This window comes from Serratia sp. N21D137 (assembly GCF_047530005.1).
GTDB classification, from domain to species: domain Bacteria; phylum Pseudomonadota; class Gammaproteobacteria; order Enterobacterales; family Enterobacteriaceae; genus Chania; species Chania fonticola_B.
Genome location: NZ_JBLJAJ010000008.1, coordinates 148,805 through 171,140 on the forward strand (window position 1 = coordinate 148,805; position 22,336 = coordinate 171,140).

The window sequence follows — 22,336 nt, forward strand, 5'->3', positions numbered from 1 at the left end:
TATGCCGCTAAAAAGCACTGCAACCAATAATAAGCCACAGGAAATCGCTGCCATCGATCTTGGCTCGAACAGTTTCCATATGGTGATCGCCCGCGTCGTTAACGGCGCCTTACAGGTGTTAGGCCGTTTAAAACAGCGGGTACACCTTGCCGATGGATTGGATAGCAACAACGTGCTCAGTGAAGAAGCCATGGAGCGGGGCTTGGCCTGCCTGGCGCTGTTCGCCGAGCGATTACAGGGGTTCCCAGCGGATAACGTCACCATCGTGGGTACCCACACCCTGCGTCAGGCGGTGAATGCCGAAGTGTTCCTCAAGCGGGCGGAAAAAGTGATCCCTTATCCGATCGAAATCATCGCCGGGCAGGAAGAGGCCCGTCTGATTTTTATGGGGGTCGAGCATACTCAGCCGGAAAAAGGCCGCAAGCTGGTGATCGACATCGGCGGTGGCTCTACCGAACTGGTGATCGGGGAGGATTTCGAGCCTCTGCTGGCAGAGAGCCGCCGCATGGGCTGCGTGAGCTTTGCCCATATGTTCTTCCCTGAAGGGGAGATCAGCAAAACCAACTTTAAACGAGCACGCCTGGCCGCCGCACAAAAATTGGAAACCCTGGCCTGGCAATACCGCATCCAGGGCTGGCAATATGCCTTGGGGGCATCTGGCACCATCAAGGCCGCTCACGAAGTTTTGGTGGCCATGGGTGAAAAAGACGGTTTGATTACCCTTGAACGGCTGGAGTTACTGGTTGAGCAAGTGTTGCAGTTTAAAAACTTCAGCGCCCTGAGCCTGCCGGGCCTGTCGGAAGATCGCCAATCGGTATTTGTGCCGGGGCTGGCGATCCTGTGTGGGGTATTTGATGCGCTGGCAATCCGCGATCTGCGTCTGTCCGACGGTGCCCTGCGCGAAGGCGTGTTGTATGAAATGGAGGGCCGCTTCCGCCACCAGGATATTCGCAGCCGCACGGCCAAAAGTCTGGCCGATCACTATAATATTGACCGCGAGCAGGCCAAGCGCGTGCTCGAAACCACCGAGCTGTTGTACGCTCAGTGGATGGCGCAAAACACCAAGCTGGTGCAGCCACAGTTGGAAGCGCTGCTGAAATGGGCCGCCATGCTGCATGAGGTGGGACTGAGCATCAACCACAGCGGCATGCACCGCCACTCCGCCTATATTCTGCAAAATACCAACCTGCCAGGCTTCAACCAGGAACAGCAGTTGCTGCTGTCGGCGCTGGTGCGTTTCCAGCGTAAAGCGATCAAGCTCGAAGAGTTGCCCCGCTTGAACCTGTTCAAGAAGAAGTACTATCTGCCGCTGATCCAGCTGTTACGCCTGAGCACCCTGCTTAACAATCAGCGTCAGGCCACTACAACGCCGGAAACCCTGCGCCTGGTCACGGATGACAATCACTGGACGCTGCGCTTCCCGGCGGGCTATCTGTCGCAGAACAACCTGGTACAGCTCGATTTTGAGCGTGAGCAGGAATACTGGAATGACGTGGTTGGCTGGAAACTGGTGATAGAAGAAGAAGGCGAGCAGGACGCAGACGCAAAACCTGCCGCGTAACCCCTCACCCCAACCCTCTCCCACAGGGAGAGGGAGCTGACCGGAGCGCTTGGTTGGCCCGTGCAGCTTCGGTAAATACGGAGTAAGAAGAACGAGGATGGTGTACGGCGCAGAAAAATCAGCGTACTCGATCGTCTCTCATCCAAGATGAATTACTACAATTTCAACCACGCTCGATCGGTTCCCTCTCCCTGTACTAGAGGGAGTTGAACGGAGCGCTTGGTTGGCCTGTGCTGCTTCGGTAAATACGGAGTAAGAAGAACGAGGATGGTGTACGGCGCAGAAAAATCAGCGTACTCGATCGTCCCTCATCCAAGATGAATCACTACAATTTCAACCACGCTCGATCGGTTCCCTCTCCCTGTGGGAGAGGGTTAGGGTGAGGGGCCACGTTTTCAGTCAGACTCTTCGTCTTCCGGTTGTGCCTCCATCGGCACTAGAGACGCCAACAATTGAGGTTTGCCGATAAAGTAGCCCTGCATATAATCCACGCCGAGGCTTTTAAGCGCATCGCGCTGCTCGGGCGACTCGACATATTCCGCCACAATCGACAACCTTCTCATCAGCGCCACCTTGCAGATTGACGCAATGATCTGGTAATCCACTTTGCTGGTCAGCATATCCTGCACAAAACTGCCGTCGATCTTCAAGATATCGACATGCAGCTCCTTCAGTCGATCGTAGGTGGCATAGCCGGTGCCAAAATCATCCAGGGCAATACGGCAACCTAACTGACGCAGCTCTTTCAGCGAATTTTTGGCATATTTCACATCCTGCACCAGATGAGACTCCGTCACTTCCAACACCAGTTGATAAGGCTCAATCTGGTATTGCCGCAAGGCATCGCGCACGTCTTGGCACAGGCTCGGGCGACACAGCGAGGACGGTGACAGATTCACGGCAAAGCGCGCGCTAGGCATACCTTCGCGATGGAGCTCCATAAACTGCAAGGTTTGGCGCAGTACCCACATATCCAACTGGTAAGCCAACCCGAATTCATGCACCACTGGCAGGAATTCGTTGGGAGGAATAACGTTCCCTTCATCATCCAGCATACGCAGCAGGATCTCATGGTAAGAATCGCCGCGAACCCCGACAATCGGTTGAGCCATCAACATGAAACCGTCATTATCCAGCGAGCGTTGTACCCAGTGTAACAAGGCGACCTTGCGCTTGATTTCATCCTGAACCACATGATGATCGTTCTGCACGTTTTCAGGCCGGCCACTGGTCAGAGACATTTCCGCCAACGAGCTCAATTCCCCCAGTAACAGATGCAGGTGTTCCACTTCCGAATAGACTCCACAGTAGCTAATTCCCAGCGGTGGATGGATTGGCAGGCCGTTCCACACCAGACGAAACTTCTCCAGCGTGCTGTGGATTTTGGCCACTCGGGCCTCACCGTCGGAACCGTTGAGCCGCAGCACCAGATCGTACCCCGGCAGGTGATAGACGTCTTCCCCTTCCTCCAGCACCGTGCGCAGGCTGCTCGCCAGCTTCTGTTTGAAGCGGATGCGCAACTGCATGCCATAGTTACGGCTGAGCAAATCCAGCTCGGAAATCCGCAGGAAGCACAGCGTAGAACGCGGCACTTTGGCCAGATCGCGCTTCAATGCGCGCAGGTTGGGTAAGCCGATGACCGGATCTTTTAACGAGGCGCTTTGCGCCTTCGCATGGTCCATCCGCTGGCGAGTATGCACCGCAGATGTCAGCAGAATACTGAGGGTGAACGCCAGCATCATTGACGAGATCATGGTCAGGTTATGCAGCAGGCTGTCCCATTGCACGTAGCCCGGATAGTTAAAGAACAGCACCAGAAGGGTTGCCGCCCAGATAATACAGTTGAACAGGTAGCCAAAGCGCATGGCGCTATACAGCATTACCGGCAATAACAGCGTCAGGCTGTAGTCGGGCACCTGCATGGCATTGGTATCAGCCGTGTGGTAGGCAAGCACCACGACCAAGGCAAGCAGCACCACGACCCACAGCTGCAGCTCACTTTTTTTAACCGATGGCGCCATCTCACGACGGATCCTTCCCAGCAGTACGCGAGCAAACTTGGGGTTCTTAATGATCCGTAAGACGAAATAGAACAGTTGCATGGAGGACAGGCAGCCAATCAGAATGGCCTGAAAGTTTATCAGTGCATGCAGGTGATTACCGCTTCCGGAAAGCATGCCGAGTTCGTCCGGCAACAAATCGAGGCCGATAACCAGCTGTAAACCAAAAATAAACAGCACTGGCGGCATCAGCACCAGCCAGATCAGCCGGTGTTTACCCAGCTTCAACTCGGTGAGTCCCACACACCAGTGGCGCTGCGACTGGCAGCGATAGCCCCACCAGCAAATGCTCAGACATCCCACATACAGCAACGTCATGATCACGTCGACTTCGCTGCCGCCGGCGCGGTTGGAATAGCGGATAAGGATAGCCAAAGCGATGCCAGGCATGGCACGCCAGTCATAAACCATCAGCAAAGAAAAGCAGACCACTAGCGGTAGATAAACCAGATACACTTTGCCATCAGGCAGCATCAGGCGCGGCGATAGCCAGCCTGCAAGCGGCACCAGCAGTAGGCTCAGCACGATAGGCTGCCCCCACCAACGGTCACGTAAATTATTCCAGAACTTTAAAATACCCATCAAGACACAGTATCCGCTAAGGCGTGATTCACTTCGTCGCTTAAGCGTTTTAAATCGCAGAGAAAGCAGGATCCGATCCCACCACAGAACCATTCGGGGAGCAAGCTGAGACATACGGTTCCAGCATCAAGAATGGCTGTGAATTCTATTCTCTGCGATAGCTTAAGATTTGACCACGATCAATTAATAGAGAAAAGGCTAATAAAAATCCATATGACACGTCATAGGCCGATAATAACCTATTAATACACAACAAAAAATCAGACAAAATCTATATCCCGTGCATTTCGAGTAACCACTTAAAAAGTGGTGGACATAAACCCCAGCTAAATTGCTCGATCAAACGCACGGAAATAAATGGACATCTTTTGTCATCAGAGCCTAGAATTCCATTTACAATTTAAATCAATGTTAGTCATGGCAGGCATGTGTCAAACAACAGTAATCGCCACCATCATTTTCCAGCGGCAGCCCCAACAGGGTGCTTGAACAATGCCAATGGGAAAAACCGACGGGCTCAATGAACCATGAGAAAGACCACAACCGGGCGCATGACCAAAGTCGTGCTGCTGATCAGTTTCATCATTCTAGTCGGTCGCCTGCTGTATGCCGCCATTGCCGCTATTCCCCATCATCAGGAAAAAAGATCGCTGCCTGAACCGCAGACCCAGGAAGCCCGCGTGGATAATCGGTGATTATCTTGCCCTACCAAGCGACCATCACCCTGAGTCACTGGCACGCCAAAGCTGCTGACCCTGCACCATCAGATTGATAAAAATCACGCCAACTGCCGCTATGCTCTATCTTTTAAAGATAGTCTAAAAGGAACCCGGTGTGCCAAGTCAGCGTTAAGGAATTCCATGTCCGCCGCAACACATAACGTCAAAAAAGTCGCTGAGTATCGTCAGCGCATCCTAAGCCTACTGTTAAATAATACCCCTTTGGTTGACGGCATTCTTGGCCGCTCAGGGGATGAAAAGCAACTCAGCGAAGGCGAACTGCTTAATCATACCGCCGAAATCACCCACTTGCTGCAAGATATGCACGCCGCTGACCTGGCGGACCTGCTAGAAGCGCTGCCACAAGATGAACGCCTGGCGCTGTGGCGGCTGGTGGATAACAACAAGCGCGGCCAAACCCTGGTAGAAGTTGCCGAACCCGTCTGGGATAGCCTGATCGAAGAGATGAGCGATAAAGACCTGCTCAAGGCGATCAAAACCCTGGATGTCGATGAACAGGCCTATCTGGCGCAATACCTGCCACGTAACCTGATGGGCCGCCTGCTGACCTCACTGGAGCCAGAGCAGCGTGAGCAGGTGCGCGAGATGGTCCATTACGGTAAGGATACCGTCGGCTGGATGATGGACTTTGAACTGGTCTCGGTACGCCCTGATGTCTCTTTGGGGGCCGTACACCGCTTCCTGCGTCAACGCAAAACCATCCCGGACGCCACCGATAAGCTGTTCGTCACCGACCGCAAAAATACCCTGTTAGGCGAGCTGCCGCTGACCGCGATCCTGCTTAACGATCCGCAAACCCCGGTGTTTAAGGTGATGGATAGCGATCCCACCACCTTCCAGCCGGAAGACAAAGCCGAAGCGGCGGCCAGCGCGTTCGAACGTTATGACCTGATCAGCGCCCCGGTGATCGATGCCAAAGGCAAACTGATGGGGCGGTTAACCATCGAAGAGATCGTTGACGTAGTTAACGAAGAAAGCGACACCACTCTGCGTCGCATGGGCGGGTTAAGCCCGGAAGAAGACGTGTTTGCCCCGGTCAGCAAGGCAGTGAAAACCCGTTGGGCCTGGCTGGCCATCAACCTCTGTACCGCCTTTATCGCCTCCAGGGTCATTGGCCTGTTTGAACACACCATTTCACAATTGGTGGCGCTGGCCGCCTTGATGCCTATCGTCGCAGGTATCGGCGGCAATACCGGCAACCAGACCATTACCATGATCGTGCGCGCGCTGGCGCTGCATCAGATCGAAGAGGGCAATATTTCACGCCTGTTGTTCAGAGAGCTGGGCGTAGCCATCATCAACGGGATCGTCTGGGGTGGCATCATGGGGCTGGTCACCTATCTGCTGTATGGCGACCTGGCAATGGGGGGCGTGATGACGCTGGCCATGATGCTCAACCTGCTGGTAGCCGCGCTAATGGGGGTGATCATACCGATGACCATGCTCAAACTGGGCCGCGATCCTGCCGTGGGCTCCAGCGTACTGATCACTGCCCTGACCGATACCGGTGGCTTCTTTATCTTCCTGGGGCTGGCAACCGTGTTTCTGCTTTAGTCAGTGTCACCGCTAGCTCGACCAGAGCAAATCGCTGGTTTCCCTTGCGGAGAAAGTGCCGAATCGCAACGGTGTGTCTTGATAGAGGTTGGGTATATACTTGGATAGGTATTCCTCGTCCGCTGTACTTCCCTATGGCGGCGGGGTTTAGTGGTCGATAGCACAAAGTGAAGGTTACCGATGGATCTTAGCGCAACGCAGCACCCACTCAAAGCTAAAGGTGTCTTGTTCACCCACTCGTTGCTGAGCGCACTGATTGTATTTCTGCTGGCCTACCTGTGCCTGACGCTGTCAGCAGAATCCAGCCACTTTACCCCGCTGTGGTTCCCGACTGCCGCCGTTATTATGCTGATGTTCCACCAGCCACCGCGTACTTGGCCATTGCACTTGATCCTCTGCGGGATCGGCATGTGTCTTGCCAGTTTCCTGCTGTTCGGTCTCAGTTGGTTCCCGGTCAAACTCACGCTGATTAACCTGCTGGAAGCCGCTGTCTGTACCCTGCTGCTACGGCGAATACTGCAGCCAGACGACCCGTTGAACGGCTTGGCAAGCTGGTTGAAATTTGTGTTCTGCGCCGTGATCTTCATGCCCATGTTCAGCGCACTGCTGGCAGCCTCACTAGCGCCCGCGCCTGGGGAAACCTTTTGGCAACCCTTCAGCATCTGGTTTATTTCCGAGGCGATCGGCGTACTGGCTCTGGCGCCGATCGGGCTGGTTTATCGCCGCTCAATGTTAAGAACGCTGAACCTGTTCGAACTGTTGTTGGTATTGCTGGGAACACTGACCTTCAGCTATCTGGCGCTACTCTACCTACCCTTCCCGTTTACCTTTATCATCCTGCCGTTGCTGTGGGCAGCGATCAGCCTGCCGCGGCTCGAAGCCTTTATCATCTGTTTTACCACGACCCTGATGATTACGGTGTTGATCTCGCTCGGACTGTTACATTTTCAAGAGAACGGGGCGTTTTTAAGCGATGTGACAATCTACCTGCCACTGATGTTGATCTTGATCCCAGCCCACGCCATGGCGATGGTGATGCATGCTTTTCGGGTGGAAAAAGAGCATATCGTGGAAAGTGAAACGCGTTTTCGTAATGCGTTGGAGTATTCAGCCATCGGCATGGCGCTGGTCTCACCAGAAGGGAAATGGTTACAGGTCAATCAGGCGCTGTGCAAGCTGCTGCGCTATCCCCCAGAAACCCTGCGCCGCCTGACGTTTCAAGAAATCACCCATCCCGATGATTTAAATGCCGATCTGACACAGTTACAGGACCTGCTTGATGGCCATATCAGCAGCTACACCATGGAAAAACGCTATATTCGTAGCGACGGTGAGAGCGTCTGGACACTGCTGGCGGTATCCCTGGTGCGCGATCCGCAGGGCCAACCGCTGTACTTTATTTCTCAAGTAGAAGATATCAACGAACTAAAACGCACCGAAGCGGAGAACCGCAGCCTGGTGGAACGCATAACGCTAGCTAATCAGGCTGGCGGGATCGGCGTGTGGGAATGGATGTTGAACGGAGATAAGCTCACCTGGGACAAAAGGATGTTCGAGTTGTACGAACTGACGCCGGATCAAACTCCCACTCTGGCCCTATGGAACTCTTTACTGCTGGAGGAAGATCGCGAACGCATCGGGCGACAAGTGGCTACGCTCAGCGATCGGCACCAGCCATTTGTGATGGAGTTCCGCATCAAGACCCGGCTGGGGGGAATTCGTCATATTCGCGGCCAGGGCAATACCATTTTCGATGAGCACGGCGAGCCGAAGCGGATGATCGGTACCAATATCGACATGACGGAAATCAAATCGCTGGCCGAAGCGCTGCACGAAGAGAAGGAACGTTTACACATTACGCTGGACGCCATCGGCGAAGGGGTGATCTCCACCGACCGCGAAATGCGCATCACCTTTATGAACCCGGTAGCTGAACAAATGTGCGGTTGGCCGCTGGAGTTGGCGCTCGGTATGCCGATCAACGGCGTAGTACGGATGACCGACGGCAAGGATGGCCCAGAGATAGAAAATCCGGTGAAAAACTGCCTGCAAGAGGGTCCTCCCCTGCCAGCAGAATACGCGCTGGTACTGCATAGCCGCGACGGCCGACGCTTCGACGTCCAGGAATCGGTATCGCCGCTGAAAACCATTGAGGGCGAGGTGATGGGAGCGGTGATGGTGTTGCAGGATGTCAGCGCCTCGCGGGAACTGATGAAAAAGCTCAGCTACAACGCCTCACACGATGCGTTGACCGACCTGAAAAACCGTACCAGCTTCGAAAAGCGGCTGAAGAACGCCATTGCCAGCGCGGCCGAAAACCAACAACAGCACTCGCTGGTGTTCCTCGATCTCGACAGGTTCAAGGCGGTTAACGATAGCGCCGGACACGCAGCAGGCGATGCCTTGCTCAGGGAGATTGGCCAGTTGATGCAACGCCAGCTGCGTAACAGCGACTGCCTGGCACGGCTCGGTGGCGACGAATTTGGCCTGATCCTGTTCGACTGTTCGTTGGAACAGGCCAAGCAACTGATGCAAAAGATGATCGAGCAAATCGGCGAACACTCATTCTGCTGGGCGGGCAAGATTTATCATGTCGGAGCCAGTGCCGGTATTACGCAAATCGGTGCCACCAGCGGCAAGAGCAGCGAGCTATTGGCACAGGCCGATATCGCCTGTTATACCGCCAAGCACCATGGCCGCGGCCAGGTTTATATTTATGAAGCTCGGCAAAAACAGCAGATGGAGCGCCAGCATGAGCTGCTAACGCGCCAGGAAGTACTAGATATTATCGATAATCAGCAATTGCTGTTACGCGTCAGGGCAGCCTCGCCGCCTAAAACGCCGCAGGCGGTCTGTTTCTATCAGCTAAAGCTGTACGTTACCCCACCCGACGAACGCCTGCTAGCCGCTGAATCCTTCCTCGCCGCCGCCCAGCTCTACGGCCTGCTGCCGGATGTCGATCGCTGGTTGGTAAGTCAGGTACTGGAAAGACACGCAGAGGCTCTACACCGCAAGGGGCTGGCCATTGCGCTGCCATTAGCCACGGATAGCGTGCTGGATATTGATTTTCAAAGTTATTTGCTGGAGTTACTGGCGGCTTCAGTGCTGCCAGCCAGCGCGCTGTATCTGATGGTGGACGAGACCATCGTGCTCGATCACCCAGAGGACGGCGGTGACTTTATGCGCCGTTTGCAGCAGATGGGCTGCAAGCTGATCGTCAATGGTTTTGGCCGCAACCTGAACGCCTTCAATCAATTAAACGGCCAGACTATCGATTACATCCGCATCGACGAGCGTTTTATCACCGACGTCCACTGTAACCAAATGGATGAGCTGATGGTGTCGATGATCCATGGTGCCGCGCAACGTATTAATACTCAAACTCTAGCCGGGCCTGCACATCAACAGGTTACGCTAAGTGCGCTGACAGCCATCGGGGTCGATCTGGTAGACGGTGACACCGTTGCGCTGGAGCTACCGCTGAGCGAGTTACTCAGCGGCGGCTACTTCGGTATTCACTGAAGGAGCCCAACGATCGTTATGCCACAGATGCAAGGTGGCGTAGGAACGCCAAGGCCGCCAGCGTTCGGCATAGCGCTCAATCTGGCGCGGCGTCATGCCGGGGAAACGCTGTTTGATCAGATAGTCCCCCGCCAGAAAAACGTCCGGCCATGACCAGGCCCGCATCGCGATATAGCTGGCGGTCCAACTGCCTATCCCCGGTAATGAAGTTAACTCCTTGATACCCTGTTCGATATCCAGCACGTTATCCAGCTGCAAACGCCCTTCTGTTACCCTGCGTGCAATTTCAATCAGCGCCGCCGCGCGCTTCAGCTGTACGCCCAATGGACACAGATCTTCCGGTTGCAACTGGGCGATCCGCACCGCCTGCGGAAAAACATGAGTGATATCGCCATACGGCTGCTCCAGCGCCGTTCCCCAGCGTTCGGCCATCCGTCCGGCAAAGGTAGCCGCCATCTTGACGCTGACCAACTGCCCCAACACCGCACGCGTAGCCTGCTCAAAGCTGTTGACGCAGCCTGGCAAACGTAAGCCGGGCGCATCCGCCGCTAACGTACCTAACGCCTCGCAAATGCGGTCCGGCGCGGCATCCAGATCGAACAGTTGGCGAATGCGCCGCAGGACTTCGGTCGTCACTCGGCTGAGCGATGGGGCTATTTCCACCCGTACCCGGTTACGCGCCTCTTGCGGCTGGACGCTCACCCAACCGCAATATTCGACACCGCCCTGATCCACCGCGATCGAACGGCAGTATTGTTGACCGACAACGCTTTCCACGCCGCTGACCGCACGGGTCTGTAAGAATCCCAGCATACGCGGCCAATCGTAAGGTGGCCGATACCCCAGATGAAATACCAGTCCACTGGTGGCGGCCCGCTCACTTCGGCCAGCAGTGCTGCGCAATACCGAAGGGATCAGGCGATAACGGGCCTTAAACAGCTCATTAAAACGCCGCAGGCTGCCAAACCCGGCGGCAAACGCCACCTCGCTCAGGGGCAAATCGGTATCCGCCAGCAGCCGTTTGGCCTGCAACAGACGGTGCGACTGGGCGTAATCAATGGGGGAAGCGCCGAACTGCTCGGCAAAAATGCGCCGCAGATGGCGATCGGAAATCCCCAGACGGGTAGCCAGCTGTTCACAGCTATGCTCTGAAAGATAGCCCTGCTCAATCAGCTGAACCGCAACCTGAGCATAGCGATTGCCCAGATCGATCAGCGCCAGCCCTGGAGCCAATTCGGGGCGGCATTTCAGGCAGGGGCGAAAACCGGCCAGTTCGGCGGCGGCGGCGCTGGGATAAAAGGTACAATTTTCGATTTTCGGCGTGCGGGCACTACATACCGGCCTGCAATAGATACCGGTGGAGGAGACACCGACAAAAAATCGTCCGTCAAACTTACGGTCACGCGCACTCAGCGCGCTATACAGCGCCTGTTGTTGATTCTTCATGGCATCGCTCGGAGTCAGTTTTTTGTTCATTATGGCGCTCGGACCTGTGGCTGACGTGCGGGAATCGGACATTAACCTGTTTGATATCGCTGCCATCAAGTTAACCATGCCGCCGCGATTGCCGCTAAATTTTTCGCCAGTTAGCGGCCCACTCGTTGCTCGGCAGACCAGTCTCGGGTAAAGTCGCCCCCCTTCATCGGCATGGGGAACGAAAAATGTTTATTGGCTTCGATTATGGCACTGCCAACTGTTCTGTCGCCGTTATGCGCGACCAGGGCCCTGAATTACTGACGTTGGAAAACAACGAACCGTATCTCCCTTCGATGCTGTGCGCACCGACGCGTGAGGCGGTGAGTGAGTGCCTACATCGCCACTGGCAGGTGCCAACCGGCAGCGAGGAAAACCAGCAGCTGCTGCGCCGCGCCATCACTTTCAACCGCGAAGAAGATATTCCGGTCAACGGCGACAGCGTGCTGTTCGGCCTGCAGGCGCTGGCCCACTACATCGAAGATCCGGAAGAAGTGTATTTTGTCCGCTCGCCGAAATCCTTCCTCGGGGCTAACGGCCTTAAGCCACAGCAGATTGCGCTATTTGAAGATCTGGTGTGCGCCATGATGTTCCACATCAAGCGCCAGGCGGAAAGCGTATTACAAACCAGCATCGATCAGGCCGTCATTGGCCGCCCGATCAACTTCCAGGGCACCGGCGGTGAAGAGGCTAACCAGCAGGCGCAGGGGATTTTGCACCGCGCCGCACAGCGGGCCGGTTTCAAAGAGATCGAGTTTCAGTTCGAACCGGTTGCCGCCGGGCTGGACTTTGAAGCGACGCTAAGCGAAGAGAAAACCGTGCTGGTGGTCGATATCGGCGGCGGCACCACCGACTGCTCGGTGCTGCTGATGGGGCCACAATGGCGCGATCGTGCCGATCGCCAACAGAGCCTGTTGGGGCACAGCGGTTGCCGCGTAGGCGGTAACGATCTGGATATCATGCTGGCGTTCAAACAGCTGATGCCGCTGTTCGGTATGGGCGGTGAAACCGAGAAAGGCATTGCCATGCCTGCATTGCCTTACTGGAACGCGGTAGCGACCAACGACGTCCCGGCCCAAATCGATTTCTACAGCACGGCCAATGGCCGTATGCTGCGCGATCTGATCCGCGACGCTGCCGAACCCGAGAAGGTGAAACGGCTGTTGAAAGTCCATCAGCAGCGCCTGAGCTATCGGCTGGTACGTGCGGCGGAAGAGAGTAAAATCGCGCTATCGGGTCAGACAAGCATCAGCGCTCAACTGGATTTTGTGCAGCCGGAACTGGCAGAAACGATCAGCCAGGAGCAGTTGGCCGATGCCATTGCCCAACCTCTGCTACGTATCCAGGAACAGGTTAGCGCCGCCCTGGCTACCTGCCAAAGTAAGCCGCAGGTCATTTACCTGACCGGTGGTAGCGCACGCTCACCACTGCTGAGAACGGCACTGCAACAGCAGTTGCCAGGGATCCCGATCGTCGGTGGCAACGATTTTGGCTCGGTCACCGCCGGGTTGGCACGCTGGGCGCAGACGCTGTTTCGTTGATTAACGCAGGGGCGGCTAACGCCCCTGACAATGGAGCATTATGGCTATCATCACTGGTGAAACACCTAGATTGCTGCTGCGCGGTTGGCAAGATAGCGATCTGCCCGCCTTTGTCGCGCTCAATAGCGACCCTGAGGTGATGAAATATTTCCCGGCAGCGCTAAGCAGAGCTGAAAGCGACGCCCAGGCCAATCGTATCCGCCAATTTATGCAACAACACGGCTGGGGGCTATGGGCCGTCGAGGTGAAGCATCAGGCTGCCTTTATCGGCTTTGTCGGGCTAGCCATTCCTGGCGACGATCTGCCCTGCTCGCCCTGCGTGGAAATTGGCTGGCGGTTGGCGAAGGAGCATTGGGGCCAAGGCTATGCCAGCGAAGCGGCACGTTGCGCACTGGATATCGCTTTCAATAGGCTGCAACTGCCAGAGGTGGTGTCCTTTACCGCTGAAATTAATCTCCCTTCCCGCCGGGTGATGGAGCGCATCGGGATGACCTTCAGCGGTGAAACCTTCGAGCATCCCCGTTTACCGCTGGGCCATCCACTACGCAAGCATGTGTTGTATCGTAAGCTGTCGCCAAACAAGTAATGGTGATAATAACTCATTGAATAATAATTGATGTTATGGGCCTTACCAGGCACTTGCCTCATCCAGCGCCTTGATATCCTCGGCGGCCAATTGGAGCCGAGTGGCACTCACCAACTCATCCAACTGGGTTAACGAGGTGGCGCTGACGATGGGCGCGGTGATGCTTGGGCGAGCAATCAGCCAAGCCAACGAGATCTGTGCGGGTGTAGTCTGGTGCTTCTCTGCCAGCAGATCGAGGGCTGCCAGAATGCGGAAACCGCGCGGGTTCAGATAACGCGACACAATGGTATCTCCGCGCTGGCTCTTACCCACGTCCTGTGCGCTACGATATTTGCCGGTGAGGAAACCACTGGCCAGTGAGAAGAAGTTGATCACCCCCAGCCCCTGTTGCTGCGCCACCGCTTCCAGCGCCTGCTCATAACCTTCACGGGCATACAGATTATATTCCGGCTGCAGGGTTTCATAGCGCGCCAGTCCGTTTTGCTCGCTGACTTTCAGTGCTTCCACCAGCCGGTCTGCCTGATAGTTGGAAGCGCCAATGGCACGCACTTTCCCGGCTTTGATCAGTTCATCAAACGCAGACAGAGTTTCTGCCAGCGGAGTGTCCTGGTCATCATCATGGGACTGATAAAGATCGATATAATCGGTTTGCAGGCGGCGCAACGAAGCCTCTACGGCCTGACGAATATAGCGTGGCGACAAGCCTTGTTTGCCCTCGCCCATCGGTTTTCCCACCTTGGTAGCGATGATCACCTGGTCGCGCTTGCCGCTTTTCTTCAGCCAGTTACCAATCACCGTTTCTGACTCGCCACCTTGGTTGCCCGGCGCCCAGCTCGAATAAACGTCGGCGGTATCAATAAAATTCAGCTGATTGGCTACCAGCGCATCCAACAGGCTGAAAGACGTGGCCTCGTCTGCAGTCCAACCAAACACGTTGCCGCCAAAGGTCAGTTGCGGGACCTGAATGCCGGAACGGCCCAACGGTTTCTTGCTCATGATGTGGCTCCTGAGGGAAAAGGAAATATTTGCCCTAAATTATTAGCGCGAAAACGGCTGGAACGCTAAAACGAATCGGTTATATGTCAGAAAATGTCTAGCTAAGCGTGGTTTTGGTAAAATAGACATTCTCTGCCGACAAACCTGACGCTTCCTCCATATTTCCTTCATTTTTACACCGTGACGGCTCGCTAAACTAGTATCCTGTAAGGAGATTGCCCGCACGACTGTCTCTGGAGAGAATGCCCAACGCCATGAATACAAAACCCAAACGCCGCACACTGCTCTTGCGCCTGCTAGCCATAGTTATCGTGGTGCTTGGCGCCATTCTGATCTGGCGTCACTTTAGCGCGCCACAGGCTACCGGTGCAGCGCCGGGTGCGCAGCAGGCAGGTTCAGGCCCAGCAGGAGCCGCAGGCAGAGCCGGTGGTAGACGAGGGGCTCCCATGTCTCCAGTGCAGGCCGCCACCGCCACAGTGCAGAGCGTGCCGCGTTTCCTCTCGGGATTGGGCACCGCCACCGCGGCCAACACCGTGACCGTCACCAGCCGCGTCGATGGTCAATTGATGGCGATACACTTTACCGAAGGCCAACAGGTCAAGGCGGGAGACCTGCTGGTTGAGATCGACCCACGCCCTTACGAAGTGCAATTAACTCAGGCTCTGGGGCAGTTAGCCAAAGATCAGGCGACGCTGGCCAATGCCAAACGCGACCTCGCCCGTTACCAACAGTTGGCAAAAACCAATCTGGTATCGCGCCAGGAACTGGATACCCAGGAGTCATTGGTTCGCCAGACCGAAGGGGCTATCAAGGCCGATCAAGGGGCAGTGGACAGCGCCAAACTGCAAATAACCTACAGTAAGATCACCGCACCGATTGATGGCCGCGTGGGCCTTAAGCTGGTTGACGTGGGCAATTACATCGCCAGCGGCAGCACTACCGGCATTGTGGTGATCACCCAAACGCATCCGATCGATGTAGTCTTTACCCTACCAGAGAGCAATATCGCCGATCTGGTCAAAGCGCAAAAAGCTGGCCCCGTGAACGTCGAGGCTTGGGACCGCACCAACCAGCATTTGTTAACCACCGGTGAGTTATTGAGCCTGGATAACCAGATCGATACCGCGACGGGCACCATTAAACTGAAGGCTCGCTTCGATAATCAGGACGATGCGCTGTTCCCGAATCAGTTCGTTAACGCCCGGCTGAAGGTTGCCACCCTGCAAAATGCGGTGGTGATCCCCACCGCCGCGCTGCAAATGGGCAACGAAGGTAACTTCGTCTGGCTGCTGAGCGCAGACAATAAGGTCAGCAAACATCTGGTGACCGCAGGTATTCAGGATAGCCAGCAGGTGGTCATTAGTGCCGGGGTCAATGCGGGCGACCGCGTCGTCACCGACGGGATCGACCGCCTGACCGAAGGCATGCAGGTTGAAGTGGTGGCCCCTCATACATCGACGGCCACCCCGAATGCAGAACAACCGAAGCACCGCGCTAAACCTCAGGGGAACTCCTGATGCAGTCGATGTCCCCCCATAGCGGCGGTGGGCCTTCCCGCCTGTTTATTCTTCGCCCGGTAGCCACCACGCTGTTTATGCTGGCTATCATGCTGGCCGGGATCATTGGCTATCGCTCACTGCCCGTTTCTGCCCTGCCGGAAGTGGATTACCCAACCATCCAGATCGTCACACTCTACCCTGGCGCCAGCCCGGATGTGGTCACCTCGGCGATCACCGCGCCGTTGGAGCGCCAGTTTGGCCAGATGTCCGGCCTTAAGCAGATGGCCTCGCAGAGCTCCGGTGGCGCCTCGGTGATCACCCTGCAATTCCAGCTTGAACTGCCGCTGGACGTTGCCGAGCAGGAAGTGCAGGCGGCCATCAATGCCGCCACCAACCTGCTGCCCAACGATCTGCCCTACCCGCCGATTTACAGCAAGGTTAACCCGGCCGATCCACCGATCCTGACGCTGGCCGTCACCTCGACCGCCATGCCGATGACCCAGGTAGAAGACATGGTGGAAACCCGGGTGGCGCAAAAGATTTCGCAGGTTACCGGGGTCGGTCTGGTCACCATTTCCGGCGGCCAGCGCCCGGCCGTACGGGTGAAACTCAATGCTACGGCGGTCGCCGCCTATGGGCTGGATAGCGAAACCATTCGCACCGCCATCAGTAACGCCAACGTCAACTCGGCCAAAGGTAGCCTGGACGGCCCGACGCGTTCGGTCACGCTCTCTGCCAACGATCAGATGAAAACCGCTGAGGATTACCGTCAGCTGATTATCGCCTATCAGAACGGCGCAGCCATCCGCCTGCAAGATATCGCCACCATTGAGCAAGGCGCAGAGAACAACCGCCTGGCGGCATGGGCCAATAAAGAACAGGCCATCGTGCTGAATATTCAGCGCCAGCCGGGTGCCAACGTGATCACCACCGCCGACAGTATTCGCGAGATGCTGCCAGAGCTGATCAAAAGCCTGCCAAAATCGGTAGATGTGAAGGTGCTGACCGACCGCACCACCACCATCCGGGCCTCGGTCAGTGACGTACAGTTTGAGCTGCTGCTGGCGATCGCCCTGGTCATCATGGTGATCTACGTCTTCCTGCGTAACGTTCCCGCCACCATTATCCCGAGCGTGGCGGTGCCGCTTTCCCTGGTGGGCACCTTTGCCGTCATGTATTTCCTCGACTTCTCCATCAACAACCTGACGCTGATGGCGCTGACCATCGCCACCGGCTTTGTGGTGGATGACGCCATCGTGGTGATCGAGAATATCTCGCGCTATATCGAAAAAGGTGAAAAACCGCTCGACGCGGCGCTGAAAGGGGCAGGAGAGATCGGCTTTACCATTATCTCGCTGACCTTCTCGCTGGTAGCGGTGCTGATCCCACTGCTGTTTATGGGCGATATCGTTGGCCGTCTGTTCCGCGAGTTTGCGGTGACGCTGGCAGTGGCGATCCTGATTTCCGCGCTGGTTTCGCTGACGCTGACGCCGATGATGTGCGCCCGGATGCTTAGCCACGAATCGTTGCGTAAGCAAAACCGTTTCTCTCGCGCTTGCGAGCGTTTCTTTGACCGGGTGATCGCCCAATACGGCGTGTGGCTGAAAGTGGTGCTGAACCATCAGTGGCTGACGTTAGGCGTCGTCTTCGGCACCATGGCGCTGACCGTGTTGCTGTATCTGCTGATGCCGAAAGGCTTCTTCCCGGTGCAGGATAACGGCATTATTCAGGGTACGCTGGAAGCGCCACAGAGCGTTTCATTCAGTAACATGGCCGAGCGCCAGCAGCAGGTTGCTGCCGAAATCCTCAAGGATCCGGCGGTAGAAAGCCTGACGTCCTTTGTTGGCGTGGACGGCAGCAACGCCACGCTCAACAGCGGCCGTTTGCAGATCAACCTTAAACCACTGAGCGAACGGAGCGATCGCATCCCGGCGATCATTACCCGCCTGCAGCAACAGACGACGCAGTTCCCCGGCTTGAAGCTGTATCTGCAACCGGTGCAGGATCTGACCATCGACACCCAGGTGAGCCGCACGCAGTACCAGTTTACCCTTCAGGCGATGTCATTGGATGAACTCAGCCTGTGGGTGCCGAAGTTGATGGCCGAATTGCAGCAGGCCCCGCAACTGGCCGAAGTGACCAGCAACTGGCAGGATCAGGGGCTGGTGGCCTATGTGAATGTCGATCGAGACTCGGCCTCGCGCCTTGGCATCACTATGAGCGATGTCGATAATGCACTGTATAACGCCTTCGGTCAGCGCCTGATCTCGACCATTTACACCCAGGCCAACCAATATCGGGTGGTACTGGAGCATGATGTCTCCAGCACACCAGGGCTTTCCGCGTTAAACGATATCCGCCTGACCAGCAGCAACGGCACCATCGTGCCATTAAGCACCATCGCCAAAATAGAAGAGCGCTTTGGCCCGCTGTCGATCAACCATCTCGATCAGTTCCCGTCGGCCACCGTGTCGTTTAACGTGGCCGGTAATTACTCGCTCGGGGAAGCGGTAGAGGCCATTACTCAGGCTGAGAAAGACCTCAATATGCCCAAAGACATCACCACCCAGTTCCAGGGCGCCACGCTGGCGTTCCAGGCTGCCCTTGGCAGCACGCTGTGGCTGATCCTGGCGGCGGTGGTCGCGATGTATATCGTGCTGGGCGTGCTGTATGAGAGCTTTATCCACCCGGTGACCATTCTTTCGACCCTGCCCACCGCCGGTGTCGGGGCCCTGCTGGCACTGATGCTTTCCGGCCATGAGCTGGATGTGATCGCCATTATCGGCATCATCTTGCTGATCGGCATCGTGAAAAAGAACGCTATCATGATGATCGACTTTGCGCTGGCTGCCGAGCGTGAGCAAGGGATGACGCCGTACGACGCCATCTATCAAGCCTGCCTGCTGCGTTTTCGCCCGATCCTGATGACCACGCTGGCCGCGCTGCTGGGAGCATTGCCGCTGATGCTGAGTACTGGCGTCGGGGCAGAATTGCGCCGCCCGCTGGGTGTCTGTATGGTCGGTGGTCTGGTGATGAGCCAGATCCTGACGCTGTTCACCACGCCGGTGATTTACCTGCTGTTTGATAAATTGGCTCGCAATACCCACCGCCAGCCAGAACCGCAGGAGCTGCCGTGAAATTCTTTGCCCTGTTTATCTACCGGCCGGTTGCCACAACGCTGTTGACGCTGGCGATCACCATCGCCGGGGTGATTGGCTTTCGGCTGCTGCCGGTATCGCCGCTGCCGCAGGTGGATTTCCCCGTCATTCTGGTGAGCGCTTCGTTACCTGGCGCCGATCCGGAAACCATGGCCTCCTCGGTAGCTACACCGCTGGAGCGGGCCCTGGGCCGGATCGCCGGGGTGAATGAAATGACCTCGACGAGTTCACTTGGCAGCACCAGAGTGATCCTACAGTTCGATCTCGATCGCGATATCAACGGGGCTGCACGTGACGTACAGGCTGCAATTAACGCCGCCCAAAGCCTGTTGCCTACCGGGATGCCAAGCCGACCCACCTATCGCAAGATCAACCCGTCCGACGCGCCAATCATGATCCTGACGCTGACTTCGGATACCTACAACCAAGGGCAGCTGTATGACTTCGCTTCAACACAGTTGGCGCAAAAGATTGCCCAGACGGAAGGCGTAGGCGATGTCTCGGTCGGCGGCAGTTCCCTACCTGCGGTACGCGTGGAGCTTAATCCCGGTGCCTTATTCAACCAGGGGATTTCACTGGATGCGGTAAGGCAAACCATCGCCAACGCCAACGTACGCCGCCCGCAAGGCGCGGTGGATGACCCGCAGCAGCGCTGGCAGATCCAGGCCAACGACGAATTGAAAACCGCGGCGGCCTACCAGCCGTTGGTGATTCACTATAACAACGGCGCGGCGGTACGGTTGAGCGACGTGGCCAACGTCATCGATTCGGTCCAGGACGTACGCAACGCCGGGATGACCAACGCCAAACCAGCCATCATTCTCACCATCAGCCGTGCTCCCGGCGCCAATATCATTCAAACCGTGGATCGTATCCGCGCCGAGTTGCCCGCGTTGCGGGAGAACATCCCCGCCTCGATCGAACTGAATATTGCCCAGGATCGCTCACCGACGATCCGTGCCTCACTGGCCGAAGTAGAGCAATCACTGGTGATCGCCATCGGGCTGGTGATCCTGGTGGTCTTCATCTTCCTGCGCTCTGGCCGCGCAACGCTGATCCCGGCAGTGGCCGTACCGGTTTCCCTGATCGGTTCCTTCGCCGCCATGTACCTGTGCGGCTTCAGCCTGAACAACTTGTCGCTGATGGCGCTCACCATCGCCACCGGCTTTGTGGTGGATGATGCCATCGTGGTGCTGGAAAACATTTCACGCCACGTCGAGGCCGGGATGAAACCAATCAAGGCCGCACTGGTAGGGGTACGTGAGGTCGGTTTCACCGTGCTTTCCATGAGCGTATCGCTGGTGGCGGTGTTTATCCCCTTGCTGTTTATGGCCGGCTTGCCAGGCAGGCTGTTCCGCGAATTTGCCGTGACGCTTTCGGTGTCAATCGGGCTTTCGTTACTGATTTCACTCACGCTGACGCCGATGATGTGCGCCTATCTGCTGCGCTACCAGCCACCGCGCGAACAGCGTCGTATTCGGGGTTTTGGCCGCATGTTGCTGGGTTTGCAGCAGGGCTATGGCCGCTCACTCAACTGGGTATTGGGCCATTCTCGCTGGGTAATGGCAGTGTTCCTGGCCACGATTGCCCTCAACGTCTGGCTGTACATCAGTATTCCAAAAACCTTCTTCCCCGAGCAGGATACCGGCCGCCTGATGGGCTTTATCCAGGCCGACCAGAGCATTTCGTTTCAGGCAATGCGCGGTAAGCTGCAAGAATTTATGAAGATCGTGCGGGAAGACAAGGACGTGGATAACGTCACCGGTTTCACCGGCGGTTCGCGCACCAATAGCGGCTCGATGTTTATCTCCCTCAAACCGCTGTCGGAACGCACCGATGATGCTCAGAAGGTGATCGCCCGCCTGCGTGCCAAACTGGCTAAAGAGCCGGGGGCCAGCCTGTTCCTGATGGCTGTACAAGACATTCGCGTCGGTGGGCGGCAGGCCAACGCCAGTTATCAATACACGCTGCTGGCCGACGATCTTGGCGCACTGCGCGAATGGGAGCCGAAGATCCGCACCGCGCTGGCAGCGTTGCCAGAGCTCGCGGACGTCAACTCCGATCAGCAGGACAAAGGCTCGGAAATGGATCTGACCTACGATCGCGAAACCATGTCGCGGCTGGGCATTTCGGTCAACGACGCCAACAACCTGCTCAACAACGCTTTCGGACAACGCCAGATTTCCACCATCTATCAGCCGCTGAACCAATACAAAGTGGTGATGGAGGTGGCTCCGCCCTATACCCAGGACGTGAGCTCGCTGGACAAAATGTTTGTGATCAACAGCAGCGGTCAGCCGATCCCGCTGTCTTACTTTGCCCAATGGCGGCCAGCCAACGCACCGCTGGCGGTGAACCATCAGGGGCTGTCGGCAGCCTCTACCATCTCGTTCAACCTGCCAGACGGTGGCAGCCTGTCCGAGGCGACGGCAGCCATCGAACGTACCATGACGCAGCTGGGAGTTCCCTCCACCGTGCGAGGCTCGTTTGCCGGTACCGCACAGGTGTTTCAGGAAACGCTGAAATCACAGCTGTTCCTGATCGCGGCGGCCATCGCCACGGTATATATCGTGCTAGGTATTTTGTATGAGAGCTATATCCATCCGCTGACCATACTGTCCACGCTACCTTCTGCCGGAGTCGGGGCATTGCTGGCACTGGAACTGTTTGACGCGCCGTTTAGCCTGATTGCGCTAATCGGGATTATGCTGTTGATTGGTATCGTTAAAAAGAATGCCATCATGATGGTCGACTTTGCCCTGGATGCGCAACGCAACGGCGGGATCAGCGCCCGTGAGGCCATCTTCCAGGCCTGCTTACTGCGTTTTCGCCCCATCATGATGACGACGTTGGCGGCCCTGTTTGGCGCCTTGCCGCTGGTTCTGACCAGCGGGGACGGGGCGGAGCTGAGGCAGCCGCTGGGGATCACCATCGCCGGGGGGCTGCTGATGAGCCAATTGTTGACGCTGTATACCACGCCGGTGATCTATCTGTACTTTGACCGCTTGCAGATGAAGTTCCGTCGCGGTAAAAAACTGACGCCGCTGCCTCACTGATCGGCAGC

General features: G+C 56.5%; 12 protein-coding genes. 9 read left to right on the plus strand and 3 right to left on the minus strand.

The features are described 5' to 3' along the window. Position 1 precedes the first annotated feature (1 nt). Positions 2-1,561, plus strand: coding sequence for an exopolyphosphatase (gene ppx, locus ACMV5H_RS09310; RefSeq protein WP_059201484.1), 1,560 nt, complete (start codon positions 2-4; stop codon positions 1,559-1,561). A 395-nt stretch (positions 1,562-1,956) separates the two neighbouring features. Here the strand turns inward: ppx and ACMV5H_RS09315 are convergent, their stop codons facing one another. Beyond that, positions 1,957-4,203, minus strand: coding sequence for an EAL domain-containing protein (locus tag ACMV5H_RS09315; protein WP_059201485.1), 2,247 nt, complete (start codon positions 4,201-4,203; stop codon positions 1,957-1,959). Positions 4,204-4,730: 527 nt separating this feature from the next. On the opposite strand from ACMV5H_RS09315, the gene ACMV5H_RS09320 reads away from it, so the two are divergent. The 3 genes from ACMV5H_RS09320 (at position 4,731) to ACMV5H_RS09330 (ending at position 10,019) form a co-directional block, all read left to right on the plus strand. Then, the gene (locus ACMV5H_RS09320) at positions 4,731-4,898 is read left to right on the plus strand and encodes a YfgG family protein (protein ID WP_065686557.1); all 168 of its coding nucleotides are present in this window, start codon (positions 4,731-4,733) and stop codon (positions 4,896-4,898) included. A gap of 165 nt (positions 4,899-5,063) precedes the next feature. Then, entirely contained in the window at positions 5,064-6,497 is a 1,434-nt protein-coding gene (gene mgtE / locus ACMV5H_RS09325; RefSeq protein ID WP_021178779.1) for a magnesium transporter, read from the plus strand. Positions 6,498-6,677: 180 nt separating this feature from the next. Continuing rightward, a complete protein-coding gene (locus ACMV5H_RS09330; RefSeq protein WP_414821731.1) occupies positions 6,678-10,019 on the plus strand; it encodes a diguanylate cyclase in 3,342 nt (1,113 codons plus the stop codon). Here ACMV5H_RS09330 and alkA read toward each other — a convergent pair. Beyond that, a complete protein-coding gene (gene alkA, locus ACMV5H_RS09335; RefSeq protein WP_414821732.1) occupies positions 9,987-11,495 on the minus strand; it encodes a DNA-3-methyladenine glycosylase 2 in 1,509 nt (502 codons plus the stop codon). The genes ACMV5H_RS09330 and alkA overlap by 33 nt on opposite strands. Before the next feature lie 185 nt (positions 11,496-11,680). Between alkA and yegD the strand changes: the two genes are divergently transcribed. Beyond that, the gene (yegD, locus tag ACMV5H_RS09340) at positions 11,681-13,033 is read left to right on the plus strand and encodes a molecular chaperone (RefSeq protein ID WP_414821733.1); all 1,353 of its coding nucleotides are present in this window, start codon (positions 11,681-11,683) and stop codon (positions 13,031-13,033) included. A 40-nt stretch (positions 13,034-13,073) separates the two neighbouring features. Further along, complete coding sequence (locus ACMV5H_RS09345; protein WP_245209482.1) at positions 13,074-13,619, plus strand: GNAT family N-acetyltransferase; 546 nt, start codon at positions 13,074-13,076, stop codon at positions 13,617-13,619. A 42-nt stretch (positions 13,620-13,661) separates the two neighbouring features. On the opposite strand, the gene ACMV5H_RS09350 is transcribed toward ACMV5H_RS09345, so the two are convergent. After that, positions 13,662-14,615 (minus strand): aldo/keto reductase, encoded by a 954-nt coding sequence (locus ACMV5H_RS09350; RefSeq protein WP_021807136.1) that lies wholly within the window; start codon positions 14,613-14,615, stop codon positions 13,662-13,664. A 254-nt stretch (positions 14,616-14,869) separates the two neighbouring features. Here ACMV5H_RS09350 and ACMV5H_RS09355 point away from each other — a divergent pair, with 254 nt between their 5' ends. Genes ACMV5H_RS09355 through mdtC form a run of 3 tightly spaced genes read left to right on the plus strand, consistent with a single transcriptional unit; the run spans position 14,870 to position 22,328 of the window. Then, positions 14,870-16,132 carry an MdtA/MuxA family multidrug efflux RND transporter periplasmic adaptor subunit gene (locus ACMV5H_RS09355; RefSeq protein ID WP_414821734.1) on the plus strand — a complete coding sequence of 421 codons (1,263 nt, stop codon included), beginning with the start codon at positions 14,870-14,872 and terminating at the stop codon, positions 16,130-16,132. Beyond that, positions 16,132-19,251 (plus strand): MdtB/MuxB family multidrug efflux RND transporter permease subunit, encoded by a 3,120-nt coding sequence (locus tag ACMV5H_RS09360; RefSeq protein WP_115159541.1) that lies wholly within the window; start codon positions 16,132-16,134, stop codon positions 19,249-19,251. The genes ACMV5H_RS09355 and ACMV5H_RS09360 overlap by 1 nt, the downstream gene beginning before the upstream one ends. Continuing rightward, positions 19,248-22,328, plus strand: a complete 3,081-nt coding sequence (gene mdtC, locus ACMV5H_RS09365; protein WP_021807139.1) for a multidrug efflux RND transporter permease subunit MdtC — start codon at positions 19,248-19,250, stop codon at positions 22,326-22,328. The genes ACMV5H_RS09360 and mdtC overlap by 4 nt, the downstream gene beginning before the upstream one ends. Positions 22,329-22,336: the final 8 nt, after the last annotated feature.